The sequence below is a fragment of the Cytobacillus sp. C11.1 genome (assembly GCF_058145115.1).
On the sequence record NZ_CM176935.1, the window covers coordinates 4,113,531 to 4,128,496 of the forward strand.

At 37.3% G+C, this 14,966-nt stretch carries 12 protein-coding genes; all 12 read right to left on the reverse strand.

Features of this window, described 5'->3' with window-relative positions:
- The 12 genes from araA to AC3ZVC_RS20420 all read right to left on the reverse strand — a co-directional run bounded on the left by araA (position 1) and on the right by AC3ZVC_RS20420 (position 14,920).
- Positions 1-1,491 (reverse strand): L-arabinose isomerase, encoded by a 1,491-nt coding sequence (gene araA / locus AC3ZVC_RS20365; RefSeq protein ID WP_490064997.1) that lies wholly within the window; start codon positions 1,489-1,491, stop codon positions 1-3.
- 36 nt (positions 1,492-1,527) lie between these two features.
- Positions 1,528-3,219: a ribulokinase gene (locus AC3ZVC_RS20370; RefSeq protein WP_490064998.1), complete on the reverse strand. Its 1,692-nt coding sequence runs from the start codon at positions 3,217-3,219 to the stop codon at positions 1,528-1,530.
- 23 nt (positions 3,220-3,242) lie between these two features.
- Positions 3,243-3,932 (reverse strand): L-ribulose-5-phosphate 4-epimerase, encoded by a 690-nt coding sequence (gene araD / locus AC3ZVC_RS20375; protein ID WP_490064999.1) that lies wholly within the window; start codon positions 3,930-3,932, stop codon positions 3,243-3,245.
- 163 nt (positions 3,933-4,095) lie between these two features.
- The gene (locus AC3ZVC_RS20380) at positions 4,096-5,151 is read right to left on the reverse strand and encodes an aldose epimerase family protein (RefSeq protein WP_490065000.1); all 1,056 of its coding nucleotides are present in this window, start codon (positions 5,149-5,151) and stop codon (positions 4,096-4,098) included.
- A gap of 208 nt (positions 5,152-5,359) precedes the next feature.
- Entirely contained in the window at positions 5,360-6,100 is a 741-nt protein-coding gene (locus tag AC3ZVC_RS20385) for a YesL family protein (RefSeq protein ID WP_490065001.1), read from the reverse strand.
- 88 nt (positions 6,101-6,188) lie between these two features.
- Positions 6,189-7,721: an alpha-N-arabinofuranosidase gene (locus AC3ZVC_RS20390; protein ID WP_490065002.1), complete on the reverse strand. Its 1,533-nt coding sequence runs from the start codon at positions 7,719-7,721 to the stop codon at positions 6,189-6,191.
- Between the two features lie 34 nt (positions 7,722-7,755).
- Entirely contained in the window at positions 7,756-8,598 is an 843-nt protein-coding gene (locus tag AC3ZVC_RS20395; RefSeq protein ID WP_490065003.1) for a carbohydrate ABC transporter permease, read from the reverse strand.
- Positions 8,599-9,558, reverse strand: a complete 960-nt coding sequence (locus AC3ZVC_RS20400; RefSeq protein WP_490065004.1) for a carbohydrate ABC transporter permease — start codon at positions 9,556-9,558, stop codon at positions 8,599-8,601. It abuts the gene before it with no gap.
- Between the two features lie 115 nt (positions 9,559-9,673).
- On the reverse strand, positions 9,674-10,999 hold the full coding sequence (locus AC3ZVC_RS20405) for an ABC transporter substrate-binding protein (RefSeq protein ID WP_490065005.1): 1,326 nt from the start codon (positions 10,997-10,999) through the stop codon (positions 9,674-9,676).
- Between the two features lie 363 nt (positions 11,000-11,362).
- Positions 11,363-12,850 (reverse strand): arabinosylfuranosidase ArfA, encoded by a 1,488-nt coding sequence (gene arfA, locus AC3ZVC_RS20410; protein ID WP_490068972.1) that lies wholly within the window; start codon positions 12,848-12,850, stop codon positions 11,363-11,365.
- Positions 12,851-13,300: 450 nt separating this feature from the next.
- Positions 13,301-13,495: a hypothetical protein gene (locus tag AC3ZVC_RS20415; RefSeq protein WP_490065006.1), complete on the reverse strand. Its 195-nt coding sequence runs from the start codon at positions 13,493-13,495 to the stop codon at positions 13,301-13,303.
- A 588-nt stretch (positions 13,496-14,083) separates the two neighbouring features.
- On the reverse strand, positions 14,084-14,920 hold the full coding sequence (locus AC3ZVC_RS20420; RefSeq protein WP_490065007.1) for a putative phage abortive infection protein: 837 nt from the start codon (positions 14,918-14,920) through the stop codon (positions 14,084-14,086).
- Between the last annotated feature and the right edge of the window lie 46 nt (positions 14,921-14,966).

A 14,966-nucleotide genomic window follows, 5' to 3' on the forward strand; every position in this document is an offset into this window, starting at 1 on the left:
TTATTTAAACCTGTGAAAAAGCTCATTCCACTTTAATTCATTCTGAAAAGGGATTATTTTCGTTGAATTGTTAATCATGACACATTCCACATCCGCCATGATTGACCAGTCAAATAGCTGTTCAGGAGTCACATTAAAGGAGAACACTGTATGATGCGCTCCACCAGCATGAATCCATGCTTCAGCCGATTCAGCTAAACTCGGTTTTGGCTTCCAGAGGACTTTAGCTACGGGCAGGTTCGGCATTTCTTTCATTGGCTTTACTGCATCTACTTCATTGATGACGAGTCGGAACCGATTGCCCAAATCCACTAAAGAGGCATTGATAGCTGGTCCTTCATTTCCATCAAACACCATGCGTGCTGGATCTTCTTTCCCGCCGATTGATAGTGGATGAACTTGAATCTTGGGACGTTCTGAAGTAAGAGTTGGGCAAATTTCAAGCATATGCGATCCCAACACCAACTCATTATTCGGCTCTAGATGGTAAGTATAATCTTCCATGAAGGATGTCCCTTTATTTTTTCCAATCGTTTTCATCATTCTAAGTAACGCTGCAGTTTTCCAGTCTCCTTCTCCTCCAAACCCATATCCTTGCTCCATTAATCTTTGAACCGCCAATCCCGGGAGCTGCTTCATCCCATGCAGATCTTCAAAAGTCGTTGTGAATGCTGAAAAGTTCCCTTCCTCCAAGAAGGCCTTAATGCCTAGTTCTAAACGGGCCTGATAAAGGATAGAACTACGGATTTCATGGTTGCGATTTGCCTCCGGGTCAATATCATATAGTTCATTGTACTCGTCATAAAGCCTGTTTATTTCACTGTCAGAAATATCATTGATGCGCTGTACAAGATCCCCAACTCCATAACCATGCACTGACCAACCGAACTTTATTTGCGCTTCTACTTTATCGCCTTCCGTAACTGCGACTTCACGCATATTGTCTCCAAAACGCGCAATTTTCAAATTTTTTCCATCCGTGAACGCTACGGATGTATCCATCCAATCGGAAATTCTTTTTTTAACGGATTGATCCTGCCAGTGCCCGACGATAACTTTACGAGAAATTTTCATACGGGTACCGATAAACCCGTATTCCCGATCTCCATGGGCAGACTGATTTAAATTCATAAAATCCATATCGATGCTTTCCCAGGGGATATCACGATTAAATTGGGTATGGAGGTGTAGCAATGGTTTTTTCAATTCCGAAAGCCCTGCTATCCACATTTTCGCTGGTGAAAATGTGTGCATCCAGGTAATAACTCCAGCACAGTTTTCATCAGAGTTAGCTTCGGTGCATAACCTTCTGATAGCCTCAGGTGTCGTAAGGACAGGTTTACGAACAACTTTGAAAGGCAGCGTACCTTCAAGTTCCCATGCTGTCATAATTTTGCTCGAGTGATCATCCACCTGTTTTATCGTGCTATCACCATAAAGATGTTGGCTTCCAGTAACAAACCAGAATTCATAGTCCTTCGTTTTTAACATGTTAAGTTCCCCCTTCAAGTTCAGGAATCCATTCCTTTATAGCGTAGTTGTAAATATCCCATGCTTTTCCTCTTTGATTTGTTTTAACCGTTTCATTACATCGTTTTCGCCACGTCCAAAATAATCATGTAACTTCGTATATTCTTTATATAGCTTTTCATATATTATGACATTTTCTGGAATAGGTTTAAAGGTTTCATCCTTTATATGTCCCATTTTCTTAGCTGCCTCTGTGATAGAGTCATAGCCTCCTTTTTTACTTCCTGCTGCTACCGCTCCAAACATAGCTGCCCCTAAAGCAGCCGTTTGTTTAGATGCTGCTATTTTAATATCAAGATTTGTCACATCTGCATAGATTTGCATGAGAAGTTTGTTTTTATGGGGCAACCCTCCACAAGCATAAAGTTCAGTAATAGGCACACCGTTTTTCTGGAACGCATCAATTATTTTTCTCGTTCCAAATGCTGTTGCCTCAAGCAAAGAACGATAAACCTCCTCAGGCTTTGTCAACAAAGTGTATCCAACTATCAAGCCATTGAGGTCAGTGTCGACCAGAACAGACCGATTCCCGTTCCACCAATCAAGAGCCAGCAATCCCGTCTCTCCAGGTTTAAGCTCTGCAGCCTTTTTCTCCAGCCATTCATGGCTTGTCAATCCCGCCTTATCGGCATCTTTTTGCACATAGGATGGAACTGACCTTTTAACAAACCAGGCAAATATATCCCCTACAGCAGATTGTCCTGCTTCATAGCCAAAATATCCCGGTATAATGCCGTCCTCTACTACACCGCACATTCCTTCTACTATTTTTTCTTCTGTCCCTAAAAGCATGTGGCAAATCGACGTGCCCATTGCCATGACTAGTTTACCTGGAGTCACAACCCCCACTCCTGCAACCGCTGCATGAGCATCAACATTTCCAACAGCAACCGCAATTCCAGGGTTCAGTCCCAAAAGAGCTGACATTTCCTCAGTTAGCTCACCAGCCTTAGTTCCAAGCGGAACAATATCACCCCGAAGCTTCGTATCTATTAAATTTTCAAGCCTGGGATCAAGCGATTTGAAAAATTCTTTAGATGGATAGCCTTTGTTTTTATGCCATAACGCTTTATATCCTGCAGTACAACTATTCTTCACTACATTCCCTGTCATTTGCAAAATAACCCAATCTGTTGCTTCAAGAAAACGATCCGCAATCTGATAAATTTCCGGATCCTCATTTAATACTTGCCAAATTTTCGCAATCATCCATTCTGAAGAAATCTTCCCTCCATATCTCGACAGGAAACCTTCTTCTCTTTGTTCCGCTATTTTATTTAATAGACTCGCTTCATCTTGGGCAGCATGATGCTTCCACAATTTCAGCCAGCTATGGGGCCTTTCTTTGAATTCCGGTCTAAGGGACAAAGGATTGCCTGCTTCATCTACCGGAAGCATCGTACATGCAGTAAAGTCAATTCCAATACCAACCACATCATCTTTATTAATACCGGAATTAACGATCACTTCCGGTACTGAAGTCATTAGTACTTCTATATAGTCGAGGGGGTGCTGTAAAGCCCACTCCGGCTCCAGTTTAACGTTAGAATCTGGAAGTACCTCATCAATTACACCATGACGATATTCGGTTACATGATCTGCTATCTCTGTGCCATCTGAAAGATCAACAAGTACCGCTCGGCCGGATTCCGTCCCATAATCGATGCCAATCGCATATTTTTTTGCCATTTTTTTCTTCTCCTTCCAGTTCTCTATTTTTGACCGTAATACGCGTTTATACCATGTTTACGTAAAAAGTGCCGATCTAAAAGTACTTGGTCCATTCGGGATGCATAAGGGTTCAATTTCAACGTTTGCGAAGCCATCTTAGCAACTTCTTCTAAAACTACCGCGTTATGCACAGCATTATCAGGATTCTTTCCCCAAGCAAATGGAGCATGAGAATTGACTAGAACCGCTGGAATATGTAAAGGATCGAGCGATCGAAAATGTTCAACGATCACATTCCCTGTTTCTAATTCGTATTCCCCATTAATTTCTTCCTCGGTCATTCTTCTAGTACACGGTATTTCACCATAAAAGTAATCAGCATGCGTTGTACCAAAAGCAGGAAGGGATTTTCCAGCCTGAGCCCAGCTGGTTGCCCACGGCGAGTGAGTATGGACAATTCCGCCAATGCCTAAAAATGCTTTATATAGGGCCAGGTGGGTTGGTGTATCAGAGGAAGGCTTCAAATCACCCTCCACAATATGTCCGTTCAAGTCGACCACCACCATATCCTCCTTTTTCATATTTTCATATTCGACTCCGCTGGGCTTGATCACGACTAATCCTTTTTCACGGTCGATTCCGCTGACATTCCCCCATGTAAACGTTACTAATCCATGCTGAGGTAGTGACAGATTTGCCTTTAAAACAGATTCTTTTAAGCTTTCAAGCATGTGACTATCTCCCATCGATCAAATTTTTACTACATTATACACAGCACGTACAAATTTTTATTATATTCAGTTAATTAATCGTATGTAAATTTAGATATTTCAGAAAAAGGATTTTTTATAGACGAAGCCGATTGCTTTGCCAATGGAGATATACTTATTTCTTCTATTGGTTACCATCTGCTATAAATCGATAGGTGGTTTTGGTTTTAAATTCTTTTCCTTTTTCAATAACAATTGAAGGAAACTCCTCGTGATTAACCGCATCTGGCGGGCTTTGCGTCTCCAAACACACACCAATATACTTTTCCGAACGAACCGGACCTATGTTAAAATTATTGCTTAATTGGTTTCCAGTATATAGAACAACACACGGGGCATCCGTCTCAATAATCATTCTTCTACCACTTCCAATATCTCTTAACACTATTTCTTCATTATGGTTATCATTTAGCATAAAAGGATGGTCATAACCATTACCTGCAATCAGATTTTGTTCAACGGAAGAATTGGCACCTTGTAGCAATTTCTTTTCTTCTCTAAAGTCAAACGGCGTTTGGTCTACCTCTACCATTCTTCCTGTAGGCAATAAATCACTGCCGAGCTCTAAGAATCGATCACTTTTAAGTTTTAATCCATGGTATAGCACATTATTTTTTAGGTTTCCGCTTAGATTGAAATATGTATGATTTGTAAGATTAACAATTGTATCCCTATCCGAAATCCCGGTGTAGAAAATCGTTAATTCATTGTTGTCTGAAAGAACGTAAGTAACTTTTGTTCTCAGTGTGCCAGGAAATCCTCCCTGTCCATCAGGGCTTTCATAGTAAAAATCTACTCCCACTCCTTCGCTCGTCTGGAACATTTCCGCGGTCCAAAACACATTATGAAAACCATTAGGTCCCCCATGAAGATGGTTCCCCGCATCATTTTTCTCAAGGTGGTAATCGATTCCATTCAGATGGAAAACTCCATTTCTAACTCTTCCTGCCACCCTTCCTATGATCGCCCCAAAATAGTTGGAATTTCTTTGGTAATCAAGTATATTCTCATACCCGAGAACAATGTTTTCCACTTTTCCCCTGGCATCCGGTGTAAGTATTTTAGTAATAATACACCCAAAATCTATACAACTAACTTCAATCCCTCGATTGTTTTTTAAAGTAAAGCTATTAACAGTTGTACCGTTAATTACACCAAAATCACTTTTTGTAATTTTCATGTCAACAGCCCCTTTTTATGATTAGAAATGGTTAGATAGTACGGCTTATAGACAATTAAGAAAGCATGATTTCTTTTGTTGGCAGCGTTTTCATTTAATTTCTAATCTGAAATTCTATGGTTTTTTTACCAGCTAAACTCATGTATTTTTATTTTGAATGCTGGAGAACCTTCCCTAAGCTTCATTGCTTCCTTCATGACTATACTTATTAATTAACAGCAAGCTCATCCTTCTCTAACTTTTGGAACACCATTTTGCTAATATACATACATATGGTACCGAGGGAGCTTCCTAATAAGAAAGGAAATAACATAGGGAAAGTAACATATATCGAAATCAATAAACACGAACCCAACAGCATAAGAATTGTTAAGTGAGGATATGATAGACTTATAATAAATGCATATTTTATATATTCGATGTTTTTTAATTCAAAATGAACAAACACAGGGAATATATATAACAGGATCGAAAAATAAACAAAGGATATCGGAATTAATATAAATGCTACTAGGGTAAAAATACTCCCTTCCAAACTGAATAAAAAGTAAAAATCAATACAAATAAAGAACCCGATTATAATTAAAAGCCAGCCCACCCTATTTGCGTCAGTAAAATCCTTACGATAGGTTTCTTTAAATGTCTGAAATATAGGGACCTGCTCCTGCTCCTTCGTTCCCCATTTGCGAATAACCGTAAACATAGCTGCAGTGGCCGGAAAAAAACCTAATACAAACAACCCTTTTAAACTAAACAATATCCAAAGCAGATTTACATAAGCTAACCGAACAGCCCAATCTCCGATAAAATTTATCTTTGAAAGCATATTATCAATCATGTGAATTCCACCTTCAATTTCTTCGATTCTACTTTTACATACCATAGAAACGCTTATCCTATAAAACCCGCAACTCCTAAAGCGGAGAGTTTGATTTATTACTATAGGCAAAAACCTTCATCTTTCATGAGGGCCCCAAATGAAAATATTGAAATTTGGGGCCCTCAGTTAAGAGAGTTTCTCTGAATCTCTAAATGGATTATTGAACTTCAATAACAAGTACAGATTTAGAAGGGATTGTAAGAGAAACTTTATTTTCTTGCAGTTCAATTGCATTAAATTCAGCTGGTCCAATTCTATTTGGATTCTCAAACGTATTATGTTCATTCATAGATTCAGCTGTTAATATACGGCCAGAAGCAGCTGAAAAACTGCCGATGCCATTAAGGTTACAGGTGATTGTTTCAGAATGATTAGGGTCTAGATTACAGATGGAGATATGGACCTTGCCTGATTCATCTTGAGAAGCCGAGACGTTTAGCATCGGAAGGCTATCCTCTCCATATGTATAGGCCCCCGTACTCACACTGACTGGAAGTAAAGTTGCATCCTGATGAACCTTATACATTTCAAAAACATGATAGGAAGGGGTCAAAATCATTTTCTCCCCTTCGGTTAAAATCATCGCCTGCAATACATTTACCATTTGAGCAACGTTTGCCATGTGTACACGATCACAGTGGTTATTGAAAATATTAAGGTTAATGCCTGCCACGAGTGCATCACGCAATGTATTTTGCTGATAAAGGAATCCAGGATGGGTATTAGGTTCAACTTTAAACCAAGTTCCCCATTCATCAACAATCAAATCAACTTTTTTCTCAGGGTCATATTTATCCATGATGGCTGTATGTTTTTGAATCAACTCCTCCATCACAACAGTTCTCTTCATATAATCAAACCATTTTTCTTCTTTAAATTCTGTTGCAAAATCATAGTTTGCCCGGTTGCGCGTATAAAAATGAAGAGCAAGCCCATGCATCTCTGGACGGTGATGTTCCCAAATATTCGTTACGACATTATCTGGGAATGGCTCAGTTCTTCCTGTTCCTTCACGCATCATTACTTCCGTCCAGTGATAATCTGCCTCACTCGGACCACAAGCGATTTTGTAAATTGGCGTGTCTGAATAGTTCCTTACGAAATTTTGATAGCGGCGGTAGAGATCAGCATAATATTCGACTCTCATCTTACCTCCACATCCCCAGTTTTCATTTCCGATCCCAAAATATTTAAGTTTCCATGGTTTATCCCTGCCGTTCTTTCTTCGTAAATCAGCCATAGGTGATTTTCCATCAAAAGTGATATATTCGATCCATTCTTGCATTTCCTGGACTGTTCCGCTGCCGACATTTCCACATATGTAAGGTTCAGTATCTAACTGTTCACATAGATCCAAAAATTCATGCGTGCCAAAATGGTTGCTTTCAACTACTTTTCCCCAATTATTGTTAACAATACTTGGACGTGATTCATAAGGGCCAATTCCGTCCTTCCAATGATATTCATCGGCAAAGCAGCCGCCAGGCCATCTCAAATTTGGAATGTTCAGTTTTTTCAGTGCTTCAACAACATCGATGCGAATCCCCCGTTTATTCGGAATTGGAGAATCCTCTCCTACCCAGATCCCCTCATAAATACACCTTCCTAAATGCTCTGCAAAGTGTCCATAAATATGTCTGCTAATAACTTCCTTTTTTTCGCTTTTATTAACGTTAATTAAAGATGTCATTTTTAATCCCACTCCATTATAGTAGTTTTTGAAATTATCCTTTTACTGCCCCTGCAGCTAGACTAGATATAAAGTATTTTTGTGCGAATATAAATACTATAATGATAGGCAGAACTGTTAATACAGAACCTGCAATTAGAACATCATAGTTATTTCCATACGGTGAGAGTAATCCGGCTAAACCAATCGGCAGTGTTAACATTTCTTTCGTACGCAGTACAACTAATGGCCAAAGGAAGTTGTTCCAGCTAAACAAGGCTAGCAAAATGCCCATTGCTCCATATGCAGGTTTCATTAACGGAACCATAATTCGAAAGAAAATTCCATATTCTGTACAACCATCAATTCTTGCGGCATCCATCAAATCATTCGGCAGCCCTATAGCAAATTGTCTAAAGAAAAAGATCGCCAATGGATGAATTATCATGGGGAGAATAACACCGGTATAGGTGTTTACTGCTCCTAGCCCAATCATCATTCTAAATAAAGGAAGCATCAATATTTCAAAAGGAATCAGCATAATTAATAAAACTAAGAACAAAACAAAACTTTGACCTTTGAATCGATACATCGCTAAACTATACCCAACCATAGAAGAAAATACTAATGCTAGAATTGTAGAGAAAAATGTGATGATCACACTGTTTTTAAACCAATGGAAATAGATACTGCCATCTGTAACCAAATACAAATAATTATTGAGACTCCAAAGTTCAAATTGAGGATAAACATTTAACCCATTTCTCATTAGCTCTGTCGAAGGCTTAAAAGAAGCTAATGTTAATGCTACCAATGGAAAAATGGCAATTATTGCAGGGATAATCATAAACAAAAGCAATAATCCTGATACCCACTTTGCACGACGCTGTTTCGTCATTTAATTACCTCCCTTACCACTGAATCCTGTCAGTTTTAGCTGAATGAATCCTAAAATGGCGACAATGACTAATAATGTTACACCAATAGCAGAACCGAAGCCTAATTGATTATATTGAAAACCTTCTTTGTATAAATAACCTACCAGTGTCAAAGCAATATTCCCAGGAGAATTCACTTCCCAAAACACATAGGCTTCTTCAAACATTTTATAACCCGCAAATAAAGTAATGGTTAATACATAAACCGTAACTGGCTTTAAAAATGGGAGGGTAATATGTCTAAATTTATTAAAAGCATTTGCCCCATCAATTTCAGCCGCTTCATACATTTCCTTAGGAATATTTTGTAAGCCAGTTAAAAAATATATCATGTTGACACCTGCCCATCTCCAAGTTGCTAGTACAACCATAAGAAACATTAGTGTCTTCCCATCTTGCCGCCAAGCAATGGGATCAAGTCCAAAAAACATTAGCAATGAATTACCGAAGGCTGTTTCGGATTCAGCAAACAGCAACCGGAAAATGACACCCGCGACAATAGTAGATGTCAGTGCCGGAATAAAGATACATGCTCTAAAAAAGGTTTTTCCTTTCATTATTTTTGAATTTAAAATGATCGCCAGAATTAGTGGCAAAGGTATTAAAATGACGATTGTCCAAAAAGTGTATAACGTCGTATTGTACAGTGCTTTATAAAAAGTCGGATTAAATAGCTTTATGTAGTTATTTAAACCAATAAATCTTGACTGGCCGGGCAGTATTTCTTGAAAGCTCATCACTACGGTAGAAATAACCGGGTATAGATAAAACCCACAAAATAATAGCAAGAATGGAAATATAAACACATAAGGAGCAATTTTTTGTGAATAAAAGATACTTTTAAATGTGCTTCCTTTCCTTTTGATTCTCACATTATAACTTACATTTGAAGTTAAGTTTCGAGGGGAATCTGGCTTCATGTTAAACCTCCCTTTAGTCTGTGTGCAGGGGTAAACTTGAAGGCGGCTACCCTTCTTAAATATTAGAAAACAACGACCTCCAAGTGTATCCCTGTTTAAGTTATTTCATGTTCTTTTATCGGCTTCGCAGTTCATCTCCTGCTTGCTTTAATGCATCCTCCGGTGTTTGGGTTTTTTCTCTGAGCACGTTGTGCAATACATTTGTTTCAATCAAATCCCTAGCTAAAGGTGTATTCTCAGTAATATTAAGCGGATTGATTTCATCCTTAATTTCCAACAGCATATCAAACAGTCCGTTACCGAAATATTCTGTGAATTTATTAGACTCTCTTAATTCAGGAGCATCCCACACATCATGTCGCGGAGGATCAAAGCCTAGAATCTCCCAAATTTTGATATTAGCTTCTTTTGAGAGCTTAGCAAATGCTAGGAAGTCCTTCGCCAATTTAACATCTTTGGCTTGCTTTGTTACTGCAGTACCTGTTCCTCCCATTCCAGCAGAACGAGAACCGCCTTCTTCCCAGCTTGGCATTGGTTTCATTACCATATTCCCTGACTGGTCAGGCATATGTTCAACAAATCGGCTTGCATACCAAGATGGCATAATTAACGCTGCTGCACCACCTTTATTCATAAAAGCAAAGAATTCTTCACTATCATGTCTCGAACCAGGTGCAAGAACAGCAATTTCATGTTTATAAAGCATATCATGGAGAAACTGTAAGACTTCGACATTATCTTTATTATCGATTGTTACTTCGCCCTTATTGTTAAAAATATCGGATCCTTTTTGGCTGATCATCGGGTAAAAACTCCAAAACCCTGTTGTAAAGACAGGCATCATCGGTTTATCTGTTTCAGCTTTAATGACTTTTCCAATTTCCACAAAATCATCCCATGTTTTAATATCATCAGGACTTACACCAGCAGCATCAAAGATTTCTTTATTATAAAAAGCTACTGAAGCTCCAACGTGTGTAGGTGCACCATAATACTTTCCATCCGCAGAATATACATCGAATCTTGATTTTACAAAACTATCTAATTCAGGTTCGACAATATCATTTAATGGTTCCAATTGAATATTCCCTTTGAGAAAATTTGGAAAACGATTAATCTCAATATCTACGATATCTGGTGCCCCAACACCAGATTGTAATGCAAGAAGAAGGTTGTTATGCATATCAGCATAAGGAAAGGACTCCGCTTTAAGGTTAATTGGTCTGTCTGGATAGGTTTCATTCCATCTTTTAGCAGCGTCTTCAAAGAACTCCACATGCAAACCTTGGAAAGTCCAGAACGTTAAATCTTGCGGTTTCCCGCTGCCTGAATCAGATGAGTTATTTGAAGCAGTCTCTTGACCTCCACTGCCGCTACAACCTGTTAAAACAATGCTAAAAACCATCAACATGATAAACCCTAGTTTGAACAACTTAATCAAATGTTTCATCCCCCTTTTTAGTATTAGTAATAGAATTTAATTATTAGCACCTGCTAGTAACATGTTCTAAAATATTTTAACCACCTCCTAGTGCAAGCTGATGAATTGGCAAATTAACCATTATTATTAGCTTCTTTCTTCAACTACGCTTTAAATATTTACATTCAAAGCTTCATTTTTGTTTCTTATAACCGATTCAGCTTAAATGTCAACTCCATTTCCTCATCGGTTAAAGGTATTCATCAGAAAGCCTTGGTGTAATGGTTCGGACAACCTATCAGTGTATGCTGGTAACATAAGAACTTCCATCAATTATTTACTTTGGAACGAATAAGCGACCCATCTTGTCCTTTGTTAGAAAGATTAAGACTTTTTAAGACGGATTACATTCCATGAGGTCTTGGGCAATCTAGCTGTTAATATACCGTTGTCTAGAGTAGACTCGCCATTTCCATGAGGAGACACCGCCTGCTCTGCCGCTGTATTAACTGCTTTTAAATCATCATTTTCTAAAACAATATGTTCTACAAGACTGTAACCCTCAAAACTTCTAATATCACTGTTAACAATGATTGGCTCTTTTAAATTTTTGTTTACCATAAATAATGTCACTTCTTCTTTTTCTTCATTGTAAACAGCTGCACTATCAATATATGGAACATCAGTAAAGTCCTTGCTGTCATACTTTGGTGATGAAAGAATTGGTTTTAACGAGATTCCTCTTCCATAAACCGACGTATGCATATAAGGATAAAAAATCGTTTGCTTCCACGAATCACCATTTTTTTTAGTCATAATCGGGGCAATCACATTTACTAATTGAGCCATACAAGCCATTTTTACTCGATCTGCATGTTGTAAAAGTGTAATTAACATGCTTCCTACTAAAAGGGCATCTTCAAAGTTATAATGATCTTCAAGCTGAGGCGGTGCAATTGTCCATGGTTCAATATTTTTGTCTGATTCTCTTGAATGGTACCAAACATTCCACTCATCAAAGCTTAGATTGATCGTCTTTTTACTGCGATGTTTTGCTTTAATATAATCACAGGTAGAAACAACCGTCTTAATAAAATGATCCATATCCATATTTTTAGCCAAATAGTTTGCAGTATCATTGTTGTAATTTCCATAGTACTGGTGAAGGGATATATAATCGACCTGATCGTAAGCAATATCAAGTGTGGTTGCTTCATACTCTGGAAATGAAGGCATACTGGTATTAGAACTTCCACATGCCACCAATTCAATATCTGGATCAACTAACCTCATTGCTTTAGCTGTTTCTTGAGCAATTCTTCCATATTCATAAGCAGTTTTATGTCCAACCTGCCATGGGCCGTCCATTTCATTCCCAAGGCACCAGGTTTTAATATTATGGGGTTGTGCATAACCATGTGATTTTCTTAAATCGCTCCAGTAAGTTCCACCTGGATGATTGGTATATTCGACCAAATTTCTAGCAGCATCGATTCCTCTGGTACCCAAATTTACTGCCATCATTACATCGGCGTTTACTTTTTTCGCCCAGTCAGCAAACTCGTTCGTTCCAATTTCATTCGTCTCAATTGTTCTCCATGCAAGTTCCAACCTGTGCGGCCGCTTTTCCTTCGGTCCAACCCCGTCTTCCCAATTATAAGCAGATACCATGTTTCCGCCAGGATACCTAATAATCGGCACTTGTAGCTCTTTTACTAGATTGATAACATCCTTACGAAAGCCTTGTTCGTCTGCTTCAGGATGCCCTGGTTCATATATCCCTCCATAAACTGCTCGTCCAAGATGCTCTATGAAAGAGCCATAGATCCGGTCATCCACTTTTGCAATCTGAAAATTCTTATCCAGTATCATTTTTGCTTTTAACTCTTTTGACAAAAAACCACTCCTTCATAAAAAAATAGTAAATAACTTTCCTGTATTCTTTCTTCAAACTATCCAATTCTGAGGAGAAAAGCATCAGCTACAAGTATGTACACGCTTTCAAAAATGGGTAACTAATTAAAAAAATAGAATTGATGTATTAAATATACGAACATATCAGTTTATCAAAACTCTGAAAGTGGTACGTATAAGTTTTGTTGGTTAGATTATATATCACATTTTTCAAAATTTCAATTATTTTTTGAATATTATATAAATTCACTTTCTTTCCCTAACATCGAGAAATTCTCTCACATAGATGAGCCACTAGGTATAAATTTTTCACATTTTAATATAAACTACAAATAACCCGATTACTCTACAGTAATCGGGTTATTGAACCAAAAAAGCACAGGTGATTCTTTTGTTGATTTTCCGGAATCAAGAAGTCTTATCCCTAAACACATTTCTGTTTCCTCTTTCTGTAAATGAAAACAACTTTGCCATTTCTTTATATGGCATTCCTTCATTATAAGATTTAATTATAATTTCATCTCTTTTTTCTAACATTTCCCTTGTCGGCTTCTTTTTTTGTTCTTTAAGCAATCTGATTTCTTCTAGTATTGAATTGTCCATTTTGACTTCCTATTTCTGAATCACATTTTACTAATTCTCTATACCATAAAAAACCTTTTTCATATAAAGTTAAATAGAAATAAAATGTGGGTTATTCATTAAAATTCATTGAGGAGTATGTAAGTGAGTAAATCACCTTTCATCAATTACGGCTAACAACTCTTTAATTTCCTGCGTGGTTTGGAGCTTTAACCGTTTTTAGTTTATTGTGTATTGGTTCAAGTATTAAGCCTTCATAACAATAAGAGGTGCTAATCCATCGCTACGTTTATAACGGATAAACTGTCATGTGTATTCCTTTTATGGTTATCCTACCAACTGCACCCGTTACTGCTGCCGCTTTTCATTTGCTTTCATCTCAGCCTCATTGCGTTTTAATTTGCGTTTCCTGAAATAATAAAAAACCTCCTATAACGTAATTAATATTTTGCACATTACGTTATAGCAGGCTATAAATGGGTTCATGAATTGAGGGGCCTGTCTCCTCAGTCATTAACGTATTACCGTAGCCAGGGTCAGGCACCAATAGTTGTTTCATTATAGAGAATATATGTTAAAACAGCCACCACTCATTTTTGCTGTATAGTATTACGAATTTATTTCCTCGCTATATATTCCTAAATAAATTATTAAGTGTTCTTTATGTTTTAAAGCCTTGTTATTTTCCATTAGTCCTTCTAAAATATCATATTTCTTTGCATAATAAAGAAATTTCTTACCATGACCGCTTAAAATATTGTACAACAATAAAATTTCTTCATATTTTGAAAGTTGAGCCCTAATTAAATCGGAGTAGTTATTTTTTTCTTCGTCAGAAATATCGTTGTTACCATCAAGAAACTTGTATATCCTATAAAGAGTTCTAAAATAATGGCCAAGTTTGTCCTCATATATTTCATAAACTTTCTCATATGCTTCTTCTACATGTTTTAAATTATTTAGGTCTATTTTTGTTTGATCGTTATCTAGAATTTTTTTGAGTTCTTCATAAAATGCATAAAAGCATTCTTTGCCTTTCCTTGGTCGTTCTTGTTGATTATCTGTCCTGATAGTTATCGTTGATATCGAGTTCGTAATTTCATGAAACATATGCAATAAATTAAAGAATGTATCATCAAATTTTTGATTAGAAATTATTCTGTTTTGTTTTTTAAATTCTCTCCTCGCTTCTCTCAATTCAGCCATTTGTGCTGCAAATGTAGCAACCAAGATTAGTAAACTCGCAAAAGTGAAAAAGGGAGTTGATGAACCTCCAATCCAATCTCCTACTGGTCCTAGATCCTTATAATGTGTGTATGGCCCCTCTCCCAAAAAACTGTTCTTAATTATAAAGGGAGAAAATAAACCACCTAAAATTATTGATAAAATAATAATACCTATAGAAGCATAAAAAATTTTACTTTTATATTTTTTTAAACTATTCAAACTATCACCCTTTATTTTTTAATTTTAATCTTGAAAAACATAATAT

Excerpts from the sequence above, each read along its gene's own strand:
- araA (WP_490064997.1), bottom strand. The coding sequence starts at position 1,491 with ATGTTAAAAACGAAGGACTATGAATTCTGGTTTGTTACTGGAAGCCAA.
- AC3ZVC_RS20390 (WP_490065002.1), bottom strand. The coding sequence starts at position 7,721 with ATGACATCTTTAATTAACGTTAATAAAAGCGAAAAAAAGGAAGTTATT.
- araD (WP_490064999.1), bottom strand. The coding sequence starts at position 3,932 with ATGCTTGAAAGCTTAAAAGAATCTGTTTTAAAGGCAAATCTGTCACTA.
- AC3ZVC_RS20395 (WP_490065003.1), bottom strand. The coding sequence starts at position 8,598 with ATGACGAAACAGCGTCGTGCAAAGTGGGTATCAGGATTATTGCTTTTG.
- AC3ZVC_RS20370 (WP_490064998.1), bottom strand. The coding sequence starts at position 3,219 with ATGGCAAAAAAATATGCGATTGGCATCGATTATGGGACGGAATCCGGC.
- AC3ZVC_RS20415 (WP_490065006.1), bottom strand. The coding sequence starts at position 13,495 with ATGGACAATTCAATACTAGAAGAAATCAGATTGCTTAAAGAACAAAAA.
- AC3ZVC_RS20380 (WP_490065000.1), bottom strand. The coding sequence starts at position 5,151 with ATGAAAATTACAAAAAGTGATTTTGGTGTAATTAACGGTACAACTGTT.
- arfA (WP_490068972.1), bottom strand. The coding sequence starts at position 12,850 with ATGATACTGGATAAGAATTTTCAGATTGCAAAAGTGGATGACCGGATC.
- AC3ZVC_RS20400 (WP_490065004.1), bottom strand. The coding sequence starts at position 9,558 with ATGAAGCCAGATTCCCCTCGAAACTTAACTTCAAATGTAAGTTATAAT.